Source organism: Pseudomonas fluorescens group sp. PF-69 (assembly GCF_054481235.1).
This window is the reverse complement of the sequence record NZ_JBTMNC010000001.1, coordinates 1,307,872-1,323,622: the sequence shown is the minus strand read 5'-3', so window position 1 is coordinate 1,323,622 and position 15,751 is coordinate 1,307,872. Positions and strand designations below refer to the sequence as shown.

The 15,751-nt window shown below is 58.1% G+C and carries 15 protein-coding genes and 1 tRNA gene; 3 read left to right on the top strand and 13 right to left on the bottom strand.

What is annotated here, in order from left to right:
• Window positions 1-262: 262 nt before the first annotated feature.
• From ACX3YF_RS05975 to ACX3YF_RS05940, 8 genes are all read right to left on the bottom strand, one after another.
• Entirely contained in the window at window positions 263-1,585 is a 1,323-nt protein-coding gene (locus tag ACX3YF_RS05975) for a tyrosine-type recombinase/integrase (RefSeq protein WP_458973534.1), read from the bottom strand.
• Between the two features lie 172 nt (window positions 1,586-1,757).
• Window positions 1,758-1,833: transfer RNA gene (locus ACX3YF_RS05970), tRNA-Thr, on the bottom strand.
• Window positions 1,834-1,963: 130 nt separating this feature from the next.
• The gene (locus ACX3YF_RS05965) at window positions 1,964-3,205 is read right to left on the bottom strand and encodes a nucleoside deaminase (protein WP_458973533.1); all 1,242 of its coding nucleotides are present in this window, start codon (window positions 3,203-3,205) and stop codon (window positions 1,964-1,966) included.
• 299 nt (window positions 3,206-3,504) lie between these two features.
• Entirely contained in the window at window positions 3,505-4,734 is a 1,230-nt protein-coding gene (locus ACX3YF_RS05960; RefSeq protein ID WP_458973532.1) for a methyltransferase, read from the bottom strand.
• A complete protein-coding gene (locus tag ACX3YF_RS05955; protein WP_103405897.1) occupies window positions 4,715-5,404 on the bottom strand; it encodes an ABC transporter permease in 690 nt (229 codons plus the stop codon). The genes ACX3YF_RS05960 and ACX3YF_RS05955 overlap by 20 nt, the downstream gene beginning before the upstream one ends.
• Window positions 5,401-6,096, bottom strand: coding sequence for an ABC transporter permease (locus tag ACX3YF_RS05950; RefSeq protein ID WP_047536288.1), 696 nt, complete (start codon window positions 6,094-6,096; stop codon window positions 5,401-5,403). Before ACX3YF_RS05950 ends, ACX3YF_RS05955 begins: the two co-directional genes overlap by 4 nt.
• 78 nt (window positions 6,097-6,174) lie before the next feature.
• Window positions 6,175-6,921 (bottom strand): ABC transporter substrate-binding protein, encoded by a 747-nt coding sequence (locus ACX3YF_RS05945; RefSeq protein ID WP_130208510.1) that lies wholly within the window; start codon window positions 6,919-6,921, stop codon window positions 6,175-6,177.
• A gap of 13 nt (window positions 6,922-6,934) precedes the next feature.
• The gene (locus ACX3YF_RS05940) at window positions 6,935-7,708 is read right to left on the bottom strand and encodes an ABC transporter ATP-binding protein (protein WP_007972784.1); all 774 of its coding nucleotides are present in this window, start codon (window positions 7,706-7,708) and stop codon (window positions 6,935-6,937) included.
• 565 nt (window positions 7,709-8,273) lie between these two features.
• Between ACX3YF_RS05940 and gabP the strand changes: the two genes are divergently transcribed.
• Window positions 8,274-9,665 (top strand): GABA permease, encoded by a 1,392-nt coding sequence (gene gabP, locus ACX3YF_RS05935; protein ID WP_454837671.1) that lies wholly within the window; start codon window positions 8,274-8,276, stop codon window positions 9,663-9,665.
• An 86-nt stretch (window positions 9,666-9,751) separates the two neighbouring features.
• On the opposite strand, the gene ACX3YF_RS05930 is transcribed toward gabP, so the two are convergent.
• The 3 genes from ACX3YF_RS05930 to ACX3YF_RS05920 are packed head-to-tail and all read right to left on the bottom strand — an operon-like array spanning window position 9,752 to window position 11,627.
• Window positions 9,752-10,204: a hypothetical protein gene (locus tag ACX3YF_RS05930; RefSeq protein WP_047536296.1), complete on the bottom strand. Its 453-nt coding sequence runs from the start codon at window positions 10,202-10,204 to the stop codon at window positions 9,752-9,754.
• A gap of 6 nt (window positions 10,205-10,210) precedes the next feature.
• Complete coding sequence (locus tag ACX3YF_RS05925; RefSeq protein ID WP_047536298.1) at window positions 10,211-10,627, bottom strand: hypothetical protein; 417 nt, start codon at window positions 10,625-10,627, stop codon at window positions 10,211-10,213.
• Window positions 10,628-10,664: 37 nt separating this feature from the next.
• Window positions 10,665-11,627: an alpha/beta hydrolase family protein gene (locus tag ACX3YF_RS05920; RefSeq protein ID WP_458973531.1), complete on the bottom strand. Its 963-nt coding sequence runs from the start codon at window positions 11,625-11,627 to the stop codon at window positions 10,665-10,667.
• 216 nt (window positions 11,628-11,843) lie between these two features.
• Here ACX3YF_RS05920 and ACX3YF_RS05915 point away from each other — a divergent pair, with 216 nt between their 5' ends.
• Window positions 11,844-12,293, top strand: a complete 450-nt coding sequence (locus tag ACX3YF_RS05915; protein WP_196585559.1) for a carboxypeptidase regulatory-like domain-containing protein — start codon at window positions 11,844-11,846, stop codon at window positions 12,291-12,293.
• Window positions 12,294-12,692: 399 nt separating this feature from the next.
• Here the strand turns inward: ACX3YF_RS05915 and ACX3YF_RS05910 are convergent, their stop codons facing one another.
• Window positions 12,693-13,130, bottom strand: coding sequence for a hypothetical protein (locus ACX3YF_RS05910; RefSeq protein WP_090465768.1), 438 nt, complete (start codon window positions 13,128-13,130; stop codon window positions 12,693-12,695).
• A gap of 556 nt (window positions 13,131-13,686) precedes the next feature.
• Complete coding sequence (locus ACX3YF_RS05905; RefSeq protein WP_458973530.1) at window positions 13,687-14,304, bottom strand: hypothetical protein; 618 nt, start codon at window positions 14,302-14,304, stop codon at window positions 13,687-13,689.
• Window positions 14,305-14,332: 28 nt separating this feature from the next.
• On the opposite strand from ACX3YF_RS05905, the gene ACX3YF_RS05900 reads away from it, so the two are divergent.
• Entirely contained in the window at window positions 14,333-14,629 is a 297-nt protein-coding gene (locus ACX3YF_RS05900; protein ID WP_305440893.1) for a hypothetical protein, read from the top strand.
• The last annotated feature ends 1,122 nt before the right edge of the window (window positions 14,630-15,751 follow it).

Sequence of the window (15,751 nt, the reverse complement as noted above, 5' to 3'; positions counted from 1 at the left end):
TGGCGACCTGGGTTGCTGTCAACGACAGCGCTTTGCCCGATCTTTTCTACGCCTGTGGATAATTCGGGTCAAGGCTCGAATTTTTAGGAGTTCTGCGGCTGTGGATGAAATTATCCACCGGTGGAAATCTGTGGTTTTCCACAGACCGTTGTATGGGCTTTAGATTTTTTAAGTGAGGTCCATCCAAACAGGGCGGCTTTGCAGCCCTGTTTGGATGGACCCGCGTGGACAAGCGGATCACTGAGATATAAAGACCGAGCGCTTACTCGTTTGCGCCACGTTTTGCTTTTAGGCGAGTAACGTTCGCTCCGGTCTGATTTGCAAATTCGTGTGGAGTGACATGCTCCTGCCGGTTGGCCTCCAGGTACCGGCTCCACCAGTTCATGATCAGCCTGCGCTCCTCGATGAACTCGGCCTTGTGGATGTAAGCGGCGCGGACGTTGTTGCGCTCCTTGTGGCTCATCTGCCGTTCAATGGCTGTCTCCGACCACAATCCTGACTCGATCAGTGCGCTGCAGGCCATCGAGCGAAATCCATGCCCGCAGATATCGGTTTTGGTGTCGTATCCCATCGTCCGAAGCGCGTTGTTCACGGTATTTTCGGACATGGGCTTCCAGGGTTTGGCATCCCCTGCGAAGACCAATGCGAATTTGCCTGTGAGTGCATGGATTTTTTCGAGTAGCGCCACTGCTTGCGGCGATAAGGGTACTAAATGGATATCCCCTGCCATCTTCGTACCCCTTGTGGAAAAGGGTACTCCCTCCAACGCGGGTCGAGTGTCCGGTATCTCCCAGGTGCCGCGCTTGAGGTCGAACTCGCTCCAGCGGGCGAAACGCAGTTCGCTGGATCGTACAAACACATGCAGCGATAGCATCACCGTCAGACGGGTAAGGGCGCGGCCTTTATAGGTGTCGATCCGCTCCTGTAGTTCCGGCAGTCGCGATAAGGGTAGAGCGGGGCGATGTACCACCCGCGGGGCTTTGATCAAGCCTTCGAGGTCGTAAGCAGGGTTTGCGGTGATAAGCCGGAGGCGTTTTGCCTCGCGCATGATGCTCTGCAGGTAGTTTTGTACCCTTAAAGCTACGTCTATCGTTCCGCGCTTCTTGATCGCTTCCAAGGGCTGCATGAGGTCATGGGTGTCGAGGTCGACAATGGCGCGGGCGCCGATCAGCGGGAATACGTGGGTTTTGAGGCGGCTCATTACTGTCTTGGAATGGCCTGGTGCCCACTTGGCCGACATTTCCGTATGCCAGTCCAGCGCAACGCTTTCAAAGGTTCTGCCTTTGATTACTGCTTCCGCCTTGGCTTGGTGTTTGGTCTCTATGGGATCAATGCCATCCGCCAACATTCGCTTGATCTCCAAGCGCTTGCGGCGCGCATCGGCGAGGCCAATGACGGGGTAGTTGCCGAACGAGGTCAGTCCTTCCCGTCCGTCAGGTTTGACGTAACGGAGCCGCCAGCCTTTGCGGCCATTGGGTTGGACTAGGAGGTAGAGGCCGTCGCCGTCGAAAAGCTTGTAGGCACGGTCGGTGGGTTTGGCTGAGCGGCAAGCCGAATCAGAGAGTGGAGCAGTGGTGCGCGACATAAGGGTACTCCCTTTTATCGAAGTGACCTTTACCCCAAACTCTACCCTTAAACGGGTTGGAATCCACCAGTTTCTGACGGAAATCGATGGAGCCTCAAAACGAAAAAACCCGCCAGAAGGCGGGTTTTTCGGGGGTTCCAGAGATTTTGAAAGCCTTCTCTGGAACCTTGTATGGTGCCGGCACCAGGAATCGAACCCGGGACCTACTGATTACAAGTCAGTTGCTCTACCATCTGAGCTATACCGGCGTGTCAGGGCGACGATTATAGCGATTGGATTGGTTCTGTAAACCCCTGAATTCTGACTATTTTTGCTTTTGTGTCAGTCCGGCCCTGCGGACTCTTTCGCAGGGCCGGGCGGCGGGATTGCCTGGAGGGGTCAAACGCTGTTTTTGACGGCGTTGATCAGGTCTTGGCTCAGCACTTGCGCGGGCGCTACTTGCACGCTTTGGGTGTAGAACGGCGGCAGGTTCTGGGCCAGTGTCGACAACGTTTGAGCCGTGGTGTTGCCGGGCAATAGCACGTATTGCAGGTTGGACGGATAGCTCTGGGGCACGGGGCCTTCCATGGTCGAGCCGTACGCGCCGAAAGTCATCACTGCCTGCGGGGTGGTGGGGTCGGGGGCATACAGAAAGACAAAGGTGCCGTACTTCGGATGGGTCAGGTATTGCTCGGCCTGTGCGCGAACGGCCGGATCCGGGTCATTCATCAGGGTCCAGCGCATGACCGCGTAGTTGCGGGTCGTTTCCATGAACGCTGTACGAATCGGCGACTGATTCTCAAGGCCTCCTAGGCATACCAGCAAATTGCCGAACGGGTCGATGAGCGCCACCGAATTGAACACCGGACTTTGCTGCGCGGTTTTGACCAGTGCGGGGGCGAGTTCTGCGCCGGGGTCGCGCGGGTTCGCCGATTGTACGGTCAGCGCAAATGGACTGAGTGCAGTGAGTGCCTGGCGCACTTTGCTATTGGCGGGAAGTGTGGACGGATTTTTCAGCTGGTCTGGCGGCAAACCGCTGTTGTTGCTGGCCTCGCGCACCGTGTTGACGCTGGCGGAGAAGATCGAGCTGGTGAGGAAATACGCGGCCGAGTCGATGGACTGGCCACCGAACACGGGGCGGGTTGACCCCTGATAGGCCCGGCTGACAGGCGCTGCAATCGCGTAGTAACCCCAGGTGTTCTGCGCTTGCTGGCGAATGTGCGGTGGTAGCGACGGAAACGTGAATTGGCTGTTGTAGTTGATGCCCGCGTAGTCATCGATCGCACTGACGGCAACGTTGAATCCTGCGGTCAGTAGCGAGCCGGCGCACATGGCGCAGGGGTCCAGCGTAGTCACGATAGTCAGTTGATTGGGAGGGGGCAGCTGCAGTGGCGAGGCGTTTTCGTAATACCAGTCCACCAGTTGTCGTTCGCCGTGGGCGGTAGGGTCGTGGGGCAGGAAGTAAGTCGTACCACCGCCGGGAAACGGCATTAATACGTTGTTGTGCAGCGCAGCGATCACTTGTCCTGTTGCGTTGTTGATGATGGCGCCACCCACCGCGAAGGTTTGCTGCAATGCAGCTTCAATGGCCTGGTTGGCAACGGCGTCGACGGCTTCCTGCGCATTGTTCAGTGTGCTCATGGTTTCTCAGCTCCTTGCTTACTGATCGCCAGACAATTCTGACGCTGGGCAAAGATAGTTGAGGTTTTCAGCGTCGTTTATGTTCTTTTGGTTTAACGCTTATGCACAACGTGGTTGTCGGCGCACGCAATCGTGCGTGAATTTGTGGACTCGTTCTCATCTGGCACGCAAATCACTGTTTTTCAGGTTTTTTATCCGGGTGTACGAAATTTGAACAGTATCGTTTCACCCTTGAAACAGCTGTAAATGTTGGATCCACGATATTTTCATCAACAGAGTTATCCACAGGCTGCACAGCCTTAAGGGCGCTCTGCCAACAGCAGGAAATTACGCGGCGTCAGCGGGGTTTCGCAGAAGGTGCCGAGGCGAACGGTGTAGCCCTGATCGAGCAGGAAAAGCGCCCGATCGAGTACCAGCCAAAGCTCCAGTGGGCGTCGGAAAAGGCCACGCAGCAGCTCAAGATTGCGCACTTGCGCCAGGCGCTGCCAACCGCTGGCTTCCAGTACCACCCAATTTTGCTGGCCGACTGTGGATAAGTCTTTGAGTCGGGCCAGATGCTGGCAGTACTCGGCGAAGGGGCTGTCCAGCCAGGCGCTGGGCAGGGAAGGCGTTGGCAGGTACTCGTCCACGCCACGCACCTGGCGTTGCAGCAGGTCGAAGGCCAGTCGCCGGGCCATGGAGGTGTCGCGTTGACGGCGGACGCGCGCACCCGCGGTAACGGTTTCGCTCATCGGCAGTGCGAGATCGTCGATGGAGAGCTGTAGATCGGAGTTCCTGGCGGCCGAAGATATCGGTGAGTACCGGGGAAGATTGATTCGGTTATAGCAGCAAGGCGCGATGGCGATTTGTTTGCAGCCCGCTGCGCTGGCCAGATGGATCAGTTGCACGTGCAGATCACCACAGGCATGCAGGGCTACCGGTGTGTGATCAGCGCTCAATAACGTGGCGGTATCCGCCGCGAGCACATCCTGCTGGACATGCAGCGCACGCAGTTGATGACGTTGGCTGAGTGCCTGGCCGCTGGCAACCAGCGCCGGGTCGTATTCCAGGCAGGTCAGTTGTTGACCGGTTTGCAGCAACCGTCGGCCCAGGTGCCCTTTGCCCGAGCACCAGTCCAGCCAGTGCCTTGGCGCCTCTGCAAACTGCAATCGACTGGCGAAGGCTTCGATCTGTTGCCACTTGCGTCCCGGTACATCCACGTTCAGTCGATGACCCGCAGCCTCCAGTGCATGCGCCGGCAACTCACCCACTTCAGCCAATTCAAGGGACAGCGCCGCCAATGAAGCAAAAGGCTCTGGCGCGTCCAGCAGGGCAGGTTGGTTGTGGGCGTTTTCTGCGTCTTCCAGTGATCGGCCACGTAGCCAGTTGGCCAATTCGGGGTAGGCCGTTTCCCAGGGAAGCTGCAGATGGGTGAACGGTCGAGGCTTCCATAGCGCCTGATGCTGTGTCAGAAACGCATCCAGCGCGGTGAAGCGGGCGAGCAGGGCCTCGCCCGTCAACACCTGGGAATCAACGCCCTTGGCAGGCATCGACGCGCAACCAGCGCTCCAGCAGCTTGAAGCCGCGCACCAGCACGTAAGCCATCAGCAGGTAGAACATGCCGGCGGCGAAGAAGATCTCCACCGGCAGGTAGGTCCGGGCAATGATGGTGCGGGCCATGCCGGTCAGCTCCAGCAAGGTCACGGTGCTGGCCAGGGCGCTGGCCTTGAGCATCAGGATCACTTCGTTGCTGTAGGCCGGCAGGCCGATGCGCGCGGCACGGGGCAGGATGATGTAGATCAGCGCCTTGGCCTTGGACATGCCCAGGGCTCGCGCCGCTTCGATTTCACCCGGCGGAATCGCCTGGATCGCGCCGCGCAGGATCTCGGCGATGTAGGCGGCGGTGTGCAGGGTCATGGTCGCGGTGGCGCACCAGAACGGATCGCGCAGGTAGGGCCACATCGAGCTGTTGCGGATCACGTCGAACTGCGCCAGGCCGTAATAGACGAGGAACAGTTGAACCAGCAACGGCGTGCCACGGAAAAAGAAGATGTAGCCGTAGGGAAAGGCCCGCACCCACCACAGGCGCGATGAACGAGCGATGCCCAGGGGAATCGCCAGCAGCAGGCCGGCGATCACGGCGATGGCCACCAGCTCCAGGGTCAGGGTTGCGCCCTGGGCCAGTTTTGGCAGCCACTTGATGATGATTTCCCAGTTCATTGGGCGCTCCTCGCGAAGCCGCGAGCGGCGCGTTTTTCCAGGAAGTGCATGCCGGTCATGGCCAGGATCGTCAGGCTCAGGTACATGAACGCGGCGACCATATAGAAGGTGAACGGTTGCTTGGACACGGTCACGCCGATTTGCGCGTGACGCATGATTTCTTCCAGGCCGATCACTGACACCAGTGCGGTGTCCTTCATCAGGATCATGAACAGGTTGCCCAGGCCGGGCAGGGCGATGCGCCACATCTGCGGCATGATCAATTTGGTGAAGATGCGCCATTTCGACAGGCCCAGGGCTACACCGGCTTCACGATGGCCTTTGGGAATGGCGAGGATCGCACCGCGAAACACTTCCGTGGCGTAGGCGCCGAAGCACAGGCCCAGGGCGATGACGCCAGCGGCGAAGGCATTGAGTTCCAGGTCGGGGTTGCCGAAGAACTCGCCCAGGGCGCGCATCAGGTTGACGGTGCCGAAGTAGATCAGCAGGACCCAGAGCAATTCCGGGATACCGCGAACCAGGGTCGAATACGTGCCGCCAAGCCATTGCAGCGGCTTGTACGGGGAAGTCTTGGCCAAGGCGCCGAGCAGACCGAGTACCAGTCCCAGGCACAGGGCCGAGAGCGCCAGTTTCACAGTCATCAGCGCGCCGGCGGCGAGCGCCGGGCCGAATCCGTAGAGGTCGATAATCATGGATTTCTTTTCAAATCGCGGCAGGCAAGGCCGGGGACCGGCGCCGTCAGCAGGCGGCACCGGTCCGGCAGGTCAGTATCAATAGATGCTGAACGGGAAGTACTTGTCGTTGATTTTCTTGTAGGTACCGTCAGCAACGATTTCTTTCAGCGCGGCGTTCAGCTTTTCGCGGATCGGGTCGTTCTTGCGAACGGCGATGCCGATCTTGTCGCTTTCTTCCACCGGGTCGCCCTTGAATTCGTAGGCGCGGCCGGCGTCGCTTTTGAGCCACTCGTAGTTGACGTACTTGTCCGCCAGGATGCCGTCCAGGCGACCGGAAGTCAGGTCGAGGTAGGCGTTTTCCTGAGTGTCGTAGAGTTTGACTTCAACGCCTTCCATGTTGTCTTCCATCCAGGTGCCGGCGAGGGTCGCACGTTGTGCGCCGATCACTTTGCCTTGCAGGGAAGCCTTGTCGGTCTTGAACTCTTTGTCTTTCGGCGCGATGAATTGCAGCTTGTTGGAGTAGTACGGGTCGGTGAAGTCCACCGCTTGCTTGCGCTCGTCGGTGATCGACATCGACGAGATCAGGAAGTCGAACTTCTTGGCGTTCAGGGCCGGGATGATGCCGTCCCAGTCGGACGTCACAACGGTGCATTCGACTTTCATCTTGGCGCACAGGGCGTCGCCGATTTCCTTGTCGAAGCCGACAACGTTGCCACTGGCATCTTTATTGTTGAACGGCGGGTAGGCCGCTTCGATGCCCATCTTCAGGGTTTCGGCCATGGCACCGGCGCTGAAGGCCAGGGTGACGGCGGCAGCCAGGAAGATCTTTTTGTAGTTCTGCATGCGGGTAGCTCCGTTAGCGGTTGCTGGACATGAATTGTTTGCAGCGTGCCGAAAGCGGGTTTTCAAACACCTGCTGTGGCGATCCTTGCTCTTCTACCAGGCCTTGGTGGAGAAACACCACTTCGCTGGAGACCTGACGGGCGAAGCCCATTTCATGGGTGACCAGCAGCATGGTGCGGCCTTCTTCGGCCAGTGCGCGGATGACATTAAGTACTTCCTGGACCATTTCCGGGTCAAGGGCGGAGGTGGGCTCGTCGAACAGGATGACCTTGGGCTGCATGGCCAGGGTGCGGGCGATGGCCGCACGCTGTTGCTGGCCGCCGGACAGTTGCGCCGGGTAAGCGTGGCGCTTGTCGGCGATGCCGACCTTGGCCAGCAAGGCTTCGGCGACCTCGATGGCCTCGGCTTTGCTCTGGCCGAGCACGCGGCGCGGGGCCTCGATGATGTTGTCGAGCACGCTCATGTGCGGCCACAGATTAAAGTTTTGAAATACAAAACCAATTTCACTGCGCAGACGATTGATCTGCTTGCCGTCGGCGGCGACCAGTTCGCCATTCTTGGCGGCTTTGAGCTTGAGTTCTTCACCGGCGACCAGGATCTGGCCCTGGTGCGGGTTTTCCAGCAGGTTGATGCAGCGCAGGAACGTGGACTTGCCGGAACCGGAAGAACCCAGGATCGAGATCACATCGCCATCGCGGGCTGTCAGCGAGATGCCTTTGAGCACCTCCAGCGAGCCGTAGCGTTTGTGCAGGTTGCGGATTTCAAGCGCGGGCGTGGCCTCAGCCATGTGCGTTCCTCATTGTGTTTTGCGCTCCTGCTGTTGGTGGCCTTCCTGGCGAGGCGGCCAAGCTAGCATAGCGTTTCAAGGGCAGCCAACAGCGCTACGGGCAGTAAACGGGTGGCATGGGGCAGGTTGTCGCATCGGCACAGCAGACTGTCGCCCCATCAACAACCGAACAGTCGTTTGAACCCTGCTTCTGGAGAGAAAGCCAGGCGGCTGTTCTAAAAAAGGGCGCGATGTTGCCAGCTTTGGCGGGGGGTTGGAAGCGCTAACAGGCCAAAGGTTATCGATCTGCCCTTTTATCGTGCGCCGAACCATTTTTGTGTGTGTTTCCGGTGCGCGGGATTGTCACTTCAAGTGAGTCGGAGGGTAACGTTCTGGCGAAGTGCCATTGATATCAACGGCTTGCGATGACCGTCCGGTCAGGTGGAAAGCGCCGGAACAGGCGGCTTTGAAACATTTTGGCGCAATTATTGCGTGCAGATTCCGGAACACCCCCGTTTGTTTCTTTTTACACAGAGGAGCGCCAAGCGGGTGAATGTATTCGCTTCTCCTTACAAAGGTAGTTTCAATGAGCAGTACCCATAGCTCTAATGGCCTCGAACAGGGGCTCAAACCGCGTCATGTGACCATGCTGTCGATTGCCGGGGTAATCGGTGCCGGCCTGTTCGTCGGCTCGGGTCACGCAATCGCCGCTGCAGGCCCGGCCGTCCTGTTGGCCTACGCCGCCGCCGGTATGCTGGTGGTGTTGGTTATGCGCATGCTCGGCGAAATGGCCGTCGCCTCGCCGGACACAGGCTCCTTCTCGACGTACGCCGATCGCGCGATCGGTCACTGGGCCGGTTTCACCATCGGCTGGTTGTACTGGTGGTTCTGGGTGCTCGTCATCCCGCTGGAGGCCAACGCCGCCGCGACCATCCTGCATGCCTGGTTCCCTAACGTGGCTATCTGGGCCTTTGCCTTGGTGATCACGATGTTGCTGACAGTGACCAACCTGTTCAGCGTGAAGAACTATGGCGAGTTCGAATTCTGGTTTGCCCTGGTCAAGGTCCTGGCGATCATCGGTTTCATTATCCTGGGTGTCATGGCCATCTTCGGCTTCCTGCCAGGCAGCCAGGTCAGCGGCGTTTCGCACCTGTTCGACACTCAGGGCTTCCTGCCAAACGGCATGGGCGCGGTGTTGGGCGCGATCCTGACCACCATGTTCTCCTTCATGGGTACCGAGATCGTGACCATCGCGGCCGCGGAATCGAAGAACCCTGGCAAACAAATCACCAAGGCCACCAACTCGGTGATCTGGCGTATCGGTTTGTTCTACCTCGTATCGATCTTCATCGTCGTGGCCCTGGTGCCGTGGAACGATCCGCTACTGGCCAGCCTGGGTTCCTACCAGACCGTGCTTGAGCGCATGGGCATCCCGAACGCCAAGATGATCGTCGACATCGTGGTATTGGTCGCGGTGACCAGCTGCCTGAACTCGGCGCTCTACACCTCGTCGCGCATGCTGTTTTCCCTGGGCAAGCGCGGTGATGCACCGGCCATGTCCACCCGCACCAACAACAGCGGCACGCCATACTGGGCGGTGATGTTGTCCACAGGTGCTGCGTTCCTGGCGACATTCGCCAACTACGTGGCCCCGGCGGCAGTGTTCGAATTCCTGCTGGCCAGCTCCGGTGCCATCGCACTGCTGGTGTACCTGGTGATTGCGATCTCGCAACTGCGCATGCGCAAACAGCGTGTGGCTCGCGGCGAGAAAATCGTCTTCAGCATGTGGCTGTTCCCGGGCCTGACCTACGCGGTGATCGCGTTCATCGTCGGCGCCTTGACCATCATGCTGTTCCAGGAGGCCCATCGTGTGGAAATCCTCGCGACCGGCCTGCTCGCCATCATGGTGGTTGCGGCCGGCCTGCTGGTTGCTCGCCGTCGTCGTAGCGAGAAGATGATTGGAGCGGTTGCTCGCTGAGTCCCTGACTCACGCCAAACGTTGTTGAAATGAAAAACGGCCGCTGTCAGCGATGACAAGCGGCCGTTTTTTTTGCCTCGAAATCTTTACTCGCCTTTCGCTTCCTGGGCATCCAGCGTCTGGCGATAGCTGTCGAGTGCATCGCCGAAGTCGGTGATGAACTGCGGGTCGGTCAGCCACGCCTGGGCGGTGTCGCGGTCCATGCCGTCGGCCCACATGCGATAGTCGATCAGCATGTCGGCAGCCAGGTGGGTGGCGGCCATGGCTTCGTTGTCGGCGTTTTCCATGTCCAGCAGTTCGGGATGGTCGTTGATGATCCCGGCGAGGTCGGTCAGCAGGGTCAGCAGCATGTCATTGCGACCGATGGCTTCCGCGTCACGCATCTTGCTGAACATCGCCAGGGTGTATTCCGGGATCGGCTCGCCGATTTCGCCCAGGTCATCGTCCAGCGCGGCGGGTTTTCTGCCGTGGATGTTGATTTGCCTGGCTTTGGCTTTTGCACGTTTGGCGCGTTTCTGTTGCTTGTTCAGGGAGGCCATGGGAACTCAGTTAGGTTTCTGTTGGGTTTGGGTCGCGATGGCGTCGGACGCCGCCACGTAATCAGCCTGGAAGGCCGGGGACTCGATCCACGCCAGGGCACCGGCTTCGTCGGTGTCGGCGGACCATTGGCGATACTCGATCAGTGCCGCGAGGATGAAATCCATCGCGCCTTCTTCGCCTTCCTGCTCGTATACCAGTTCCAGCAGCGGGTCTTCGAGGAAGGCCGTGCACATGGCTTGCTGGCTGATTTTTTGCGCGTCGATCATTTTCTTGAACAGTTCGGTCAGGTCCACTGACTCGAAGTCGATGCGGTCGTCGTTCGGGTCCAGCTCGACCGGCGCGGCGGCCCGTTGGGTGCGGTTCTGCTTGGCCTTGGCCTTGGCGCGGGAGGCGCGTTTTTGCTGCTTGTTGGCGGAGGCCATGGGCGTCGTTCCGTAATTCGTTGAAAGGGCGGCTTATTCAGCTGCGGGGCACCGTCCGCCCGGGTGTGCCGGGGGCCAGCTCACCGTTTTGCAGCCAGGACAATGCAATGGGCCATAGTGTGGCTTGGTATGCGCTGCGAAAAAAGGCGAAATGCCCAACTTCTTTTTCGCCGATGTCTTCGGGCGCAATGCGCAGGTGGGTGTTGCTGGCGTGGGTGAAGTAGCCGAGCAGGCGTTCGATGGCCGGGATCGTGCCATAGGGGTCGTCGCTGACGCTGATGGCCAGGGCTTTCGCGGTGACAGCGGCGAAATTCCTGATGTGGAGATCCTGGCCGCTGGGGCGCCTTTCGTAACGAGCGGTGGGTGTACTCCAGTCACGGACCACGCCGGCGGGCGTGTCCTCCAGCCAGCCGAGGCGTTTGCCGGGAAAATAACCGTAGATCATCGTGATCAACGGCATCACCACATGCCACTTGCCAAGCATCCGCCAGCGATGAGCGGGCGCATAGTCGCGCCAGTACGCGAATTGCGCGCCAACGGTCACCAGGCGGCGGATAAGCCGTCCCGACGCTCCCAGGCCCGCTGCACAGCCTCCAAAGCTGTGTCCGACCACATCGATCGGCTGATCGGGAAACTCACGCTGTGCGCGCTTGAGCATCGCCTCGAAATCCAGGGCACCCCAGTCGGACCATGACGCCTTCAATCCTTTCAGCGACGCGGGGCGCGATTCACCGATGCCGCGGTAGTCATAGGTGATCACGTCGAAGTCATTGGCAAACAGGTAGTCGGCGAAGCGCGAGTAGTGACGGCAGCGCACCGAGGTGGCGGCGTTGATGATGACGACCGGGCGCTGAGTGTCCTGGACAGCATGCCGCCAGGTGAAACCTCCGAGTAAAAAGCCATCTTCGGCGGGCTCCTTGAAGGGCTCGCCAAGTGCGTCACTCGCCAGCGGCAGCTCGATCTGAGTGGGGGCGAGAGGTGGGGTTTCCTGCAAGTTCATCGGTGCCCGTCCTTTGCGGATAGTTGCCAACGATAGTCTTCACGCGGCAGATGAACAATCCATCGGGGTTATCGTCGGTTCTGGCTCAGCGGCTCTTAGCAGTCCGGGGTCGTTTCGGGCTCGCCCCAAGACTGAATCAATCTAAAACTCCTGCCTTCGCGCGCAAATCAAAAGAAGGGTAACGAATGGGTTCTGAAGAGCCCGGGAGTCGCCATCATGAAAACCTTCCATTCACTGCTGTTGCCCATCGCCACAGTCGGCGTATTCATGTTTTCAGCCATATCGCCTGCCGCCAGCCTGGAGCCCGTTGACGGTTCGGGCGTGCAGATTCAGCGGCAAGAGGAAAACGGAATTGCCTATCTGTCTGGCGGCATCGGCGAGGATGAAGCGCACGCCATCCAGCAGACCACAGGCTACAACCTGCACATGACCTTCTCCGTTGGCCCCCTGAACGAGTACATCCCTGACGTGAGCGTGGTCATACAGAAGGACCACGGACAAACCGTGCTGACATTGAGCGACGCCGGCCCGCTGGTTTATGTGCAATTGCCCGCTGGCAAATACACCGTCGTCGCCTCGCGTAATGGCGAGGAGCGGCGTGACACGGCGGATATCGGCAGCGGAGCGGCCCGCAACATGGTCTTTCACTGGAAGAGTGAAAGTTAGCGAATGGCCAAAAACCGGGAGGGGAAATAGAACCCTGAATCTTGCGATTCAGGGTTTTTTGTATATGTGGGCGGTGATTGGTTGGGGGCGCTGGTTGATTGAAATACTCATAACCAAGCCAGCGATTGGATCACCGCAATGCGCAAGGGATTGGTTTCTACGCTTGGCAGCTTGATGGCCAGGGCGCAGCAGTGTGGAGGGGTAAGCGCGAGGCGGAACAGGAGTTCGGTTCTTTGATTTGCGGCTCGTCATTGATTTTGATGAGTCCATCATCCAGCCCGTCCTCAAGTCCGCAAACAGCCGTTTTTCACTGGCTGCTTGCGGAATGCATTGCGCTAGGGTTTTCGGTTTGCCAAAACGCAATGGATGGATTGCTGAACAAACACCTGGGGGGATGTGTTAGCGGATGCTGCGGATGTTGCCTTTGTTGCCTTTTACCGTGACGGAAACTTTTTTGAAGATGAAGTAGTTTTCTTCGTTCACTTCATAGCGAGGGGCGACGATCAGGTCGGCTCCGGAGGATTTGACCGCTTTGTAGGCCGCAGCCGATTTGACGGCGCTGACGGGATCCAGACCAAGACCGCTCAGGCCACCGCTCTCGCCGCCGTAGCTGACGCCATCCGCAAACTGGGAGTCGCCACCAAACTTGAGGACGCCGAACAGGACGTTGACCGAAGACTGGCCGGAGATGGTGTCACCGACGGCGATGTCTGCTTTCAGGTCTGCTTTGACGGTGCTGTCGATCGGCGAAGAAGGTTGGCTGTTGTTGTAGCTGACGCAGCCGCTTGCTGTCGCAATGATTGTCGACAGGGCGAGGAACTTCAAAAGCGTATTCAAGAAATGCTTCCTTACTTTGAAACGTTGAATGCAGGCAGATTTGCTGCTGCAAAAGTTTCACTTTGTAAGGGGTGTGCGCTCAATGAGACGTATCCCAAGGTGATGTATGAGGAGGAGGATGCGCATAGAGAGAAAAGGGTGTCGCGGGTGTAGGAATTTTCGGCGGCGTTCGGACTGGACAAATCACGGGCATAAAAAAACCCTGAATCTTGCGATTCAGGGTTTTCGGTATTTGGTGCCCAGAGACGGAATCGAACAGTTGGCTGTAGATGGCTAATTTAAAGGGCTTCGTCGGTTGTGATGTGTGAATCTACTCACAAATCTACTCTCTTTTTGAAATGCTGCTCCGAATTGATGACGTCAGCGGTGGCCGAAATGGGGCTGATTTACTCTGCCAATTCCCGACGAACGGTAAACCCATATTGCCACAATCATCGAAGGAGCAATGGTGCGTTCAGGTTACAACCACGCCCTGGATCAATCCCCCCTCGCTGAGGCGTTCTTGCCATTACCCTGGATCAGGGGAGTGGTTATTCATGAAATCTTCTATGGCTGCTCAGTTAGCGATATCTGAAAACTCGTACTCATCATCGACAATTGAAACTTGCCAGCGGTACTCGCGGATGCGCAGTGTTTCATTTAACCAGTTAAGATCGACAATTGTCCGGTCGTACCAGACTGCCTCTAGATCGCATGGTGTGATAGATTTTTCGATGAAGTATCTTTCCTTTAGCCCCATGACCAGTAGCTTGCGTGCCATGTATTGAGGAGTATCTGCAGCGTCTCCACCGCGTCCAGGCTCATTTTGAGGATGCCCATAGGGTGGTTTTATGTGCGCGCGAGTAGTGAAACCAAAAAGATGAGCCCCATAGGATCTACCACCACGTCCCCCTCTGCCATCAATTTGACTTGATTCGCCACCTTGCCCGCCCGCCATGAATACATCGTCCTGTTCGATTAGGACATCGCCACCGGGCTGACCTGGCCCCACGCCTCCCCGTCCACCTTTGCCGCCAACTCCCGTGCTCCTGTTACCCTTTACGTGAGCCTTACCTCCCGGGCCACCATCTCCGATGACCGCTTCGCCGCCGTGTCCTCCGAGGGCGGTGCTATCATCACCTTCGACTTCGGCTTGGCCGCCGGCTCCACCGGTTCCTTGCGTTATTTTTTTCATAGATTCGGCTCGACATTCTGAGGGCGATATGACTGATAAACTGCAAATCGTACAAGGGCTGTCGCTGGCTCAATGGGAGGCATTATTCCGCCCGGGGATACAAGAATTTGCAGCCTCGACATTCATGTTTTCAGGAGAAGCGCATGAGCAAGTTCGAATTGCTTTTGGAAATAGCGGCCCTTACACCAATGAAAGTGAACGCTCTCCTGTTTTCACTCATGCTGTTACTCTTTCGCCAAGCGTTGCGGCGGAACTCGCCCGAGTGCTTCTAGAGCATTTTGCCAAACCTACGGATGATCCGAGCAAGCCGATTGCAGTGATCTAGCCAGCCCCGCCATGGCCACCCTTTGCAACGGATCTTGTCCCTTGGACGGTTGCATTTCCCCCATCGCCACCATTGCCTCCATTCGCAGCGCCTCCATCCCCACCTAATGCTTCGTTGTTGTCACCAATGCTTGTCGCGGTGCCGCCTTGGCCGCCGCGCCCTCGTACAGCTTTGGTTTTGAGCGCCCGGTATGCAAGCACACCTGAGACAACAATGAGCATTGCCGCCAATATCAACGCGACAGTGGGTGAGATCCAAGTAATTAAAGCCGGTAGGCCAAAGGCAGCAAGCGGCGTTGCGGCAAGCAGTAATAGAGGAACATACAATTCTGCATATGGATGGTTTGCCATCAGTTTTCCCTAACGTGGACGTCTGCGAATTAGTCGCGCAATGTAACTGCTGACTGGGTTTTGAGTGGTTTAGCATTTGTTCGGTTGCAGGGATATTGTAGTCGCGTATCCGGTATGGCTACTCAGTGGCGCGCACCATTGTCCTGGCCTCCCATTTCGGTAGGGCAGGTGCTGGCACCCTCGATGATCCGTGTGGCGATCGGGGTTAGCGGATGACCTGCAGATGTTACCAGTGGAGCATGCGTAATTACCCAGCATCCGGTCCATGGTGAACAACTCGCTCACCCCCTGTTCCGACCTGCTGTCAGGCCGCAGGAAGCCCCGGTAAATATTTGACGAGCCCCAAGCGCCAACACGCCACCATTCACGCTGGCGGCGGCGTAGTGCTTGGGCAGCGGGCAGTTTGGCCCGTGGTCTGCCGGCGAAAATCCGTCTAGAGCCTGTCTAGAATCGGTTGGCGCGCTAAGGATTTGTCTGGCCCGGTATTTCACCACCCCATCCCGCTGGCGTGGACCTGGCGAGTGACCGAGCAGTTACCTTGACGGCCAGCTCTTGAGTTCTTGACGAGGCTGGTGCTGGCCAAGCTACGCGAATGCTCGCAAAGCGTTGCGCTGCATGGCTTTCAGCGCGGCTACTGCTGGCGGCGCCAGATAAATCCGTCAAGACCTGTCAAGAATTTCGTCAAGGCTCCGTCAAGGCTGGTCAAGGATTATGGCCGCGTTTGCCAGGTTCGATCGTGTGCTACTTGTCCCGCAAGTGACTGCCGCGGCTC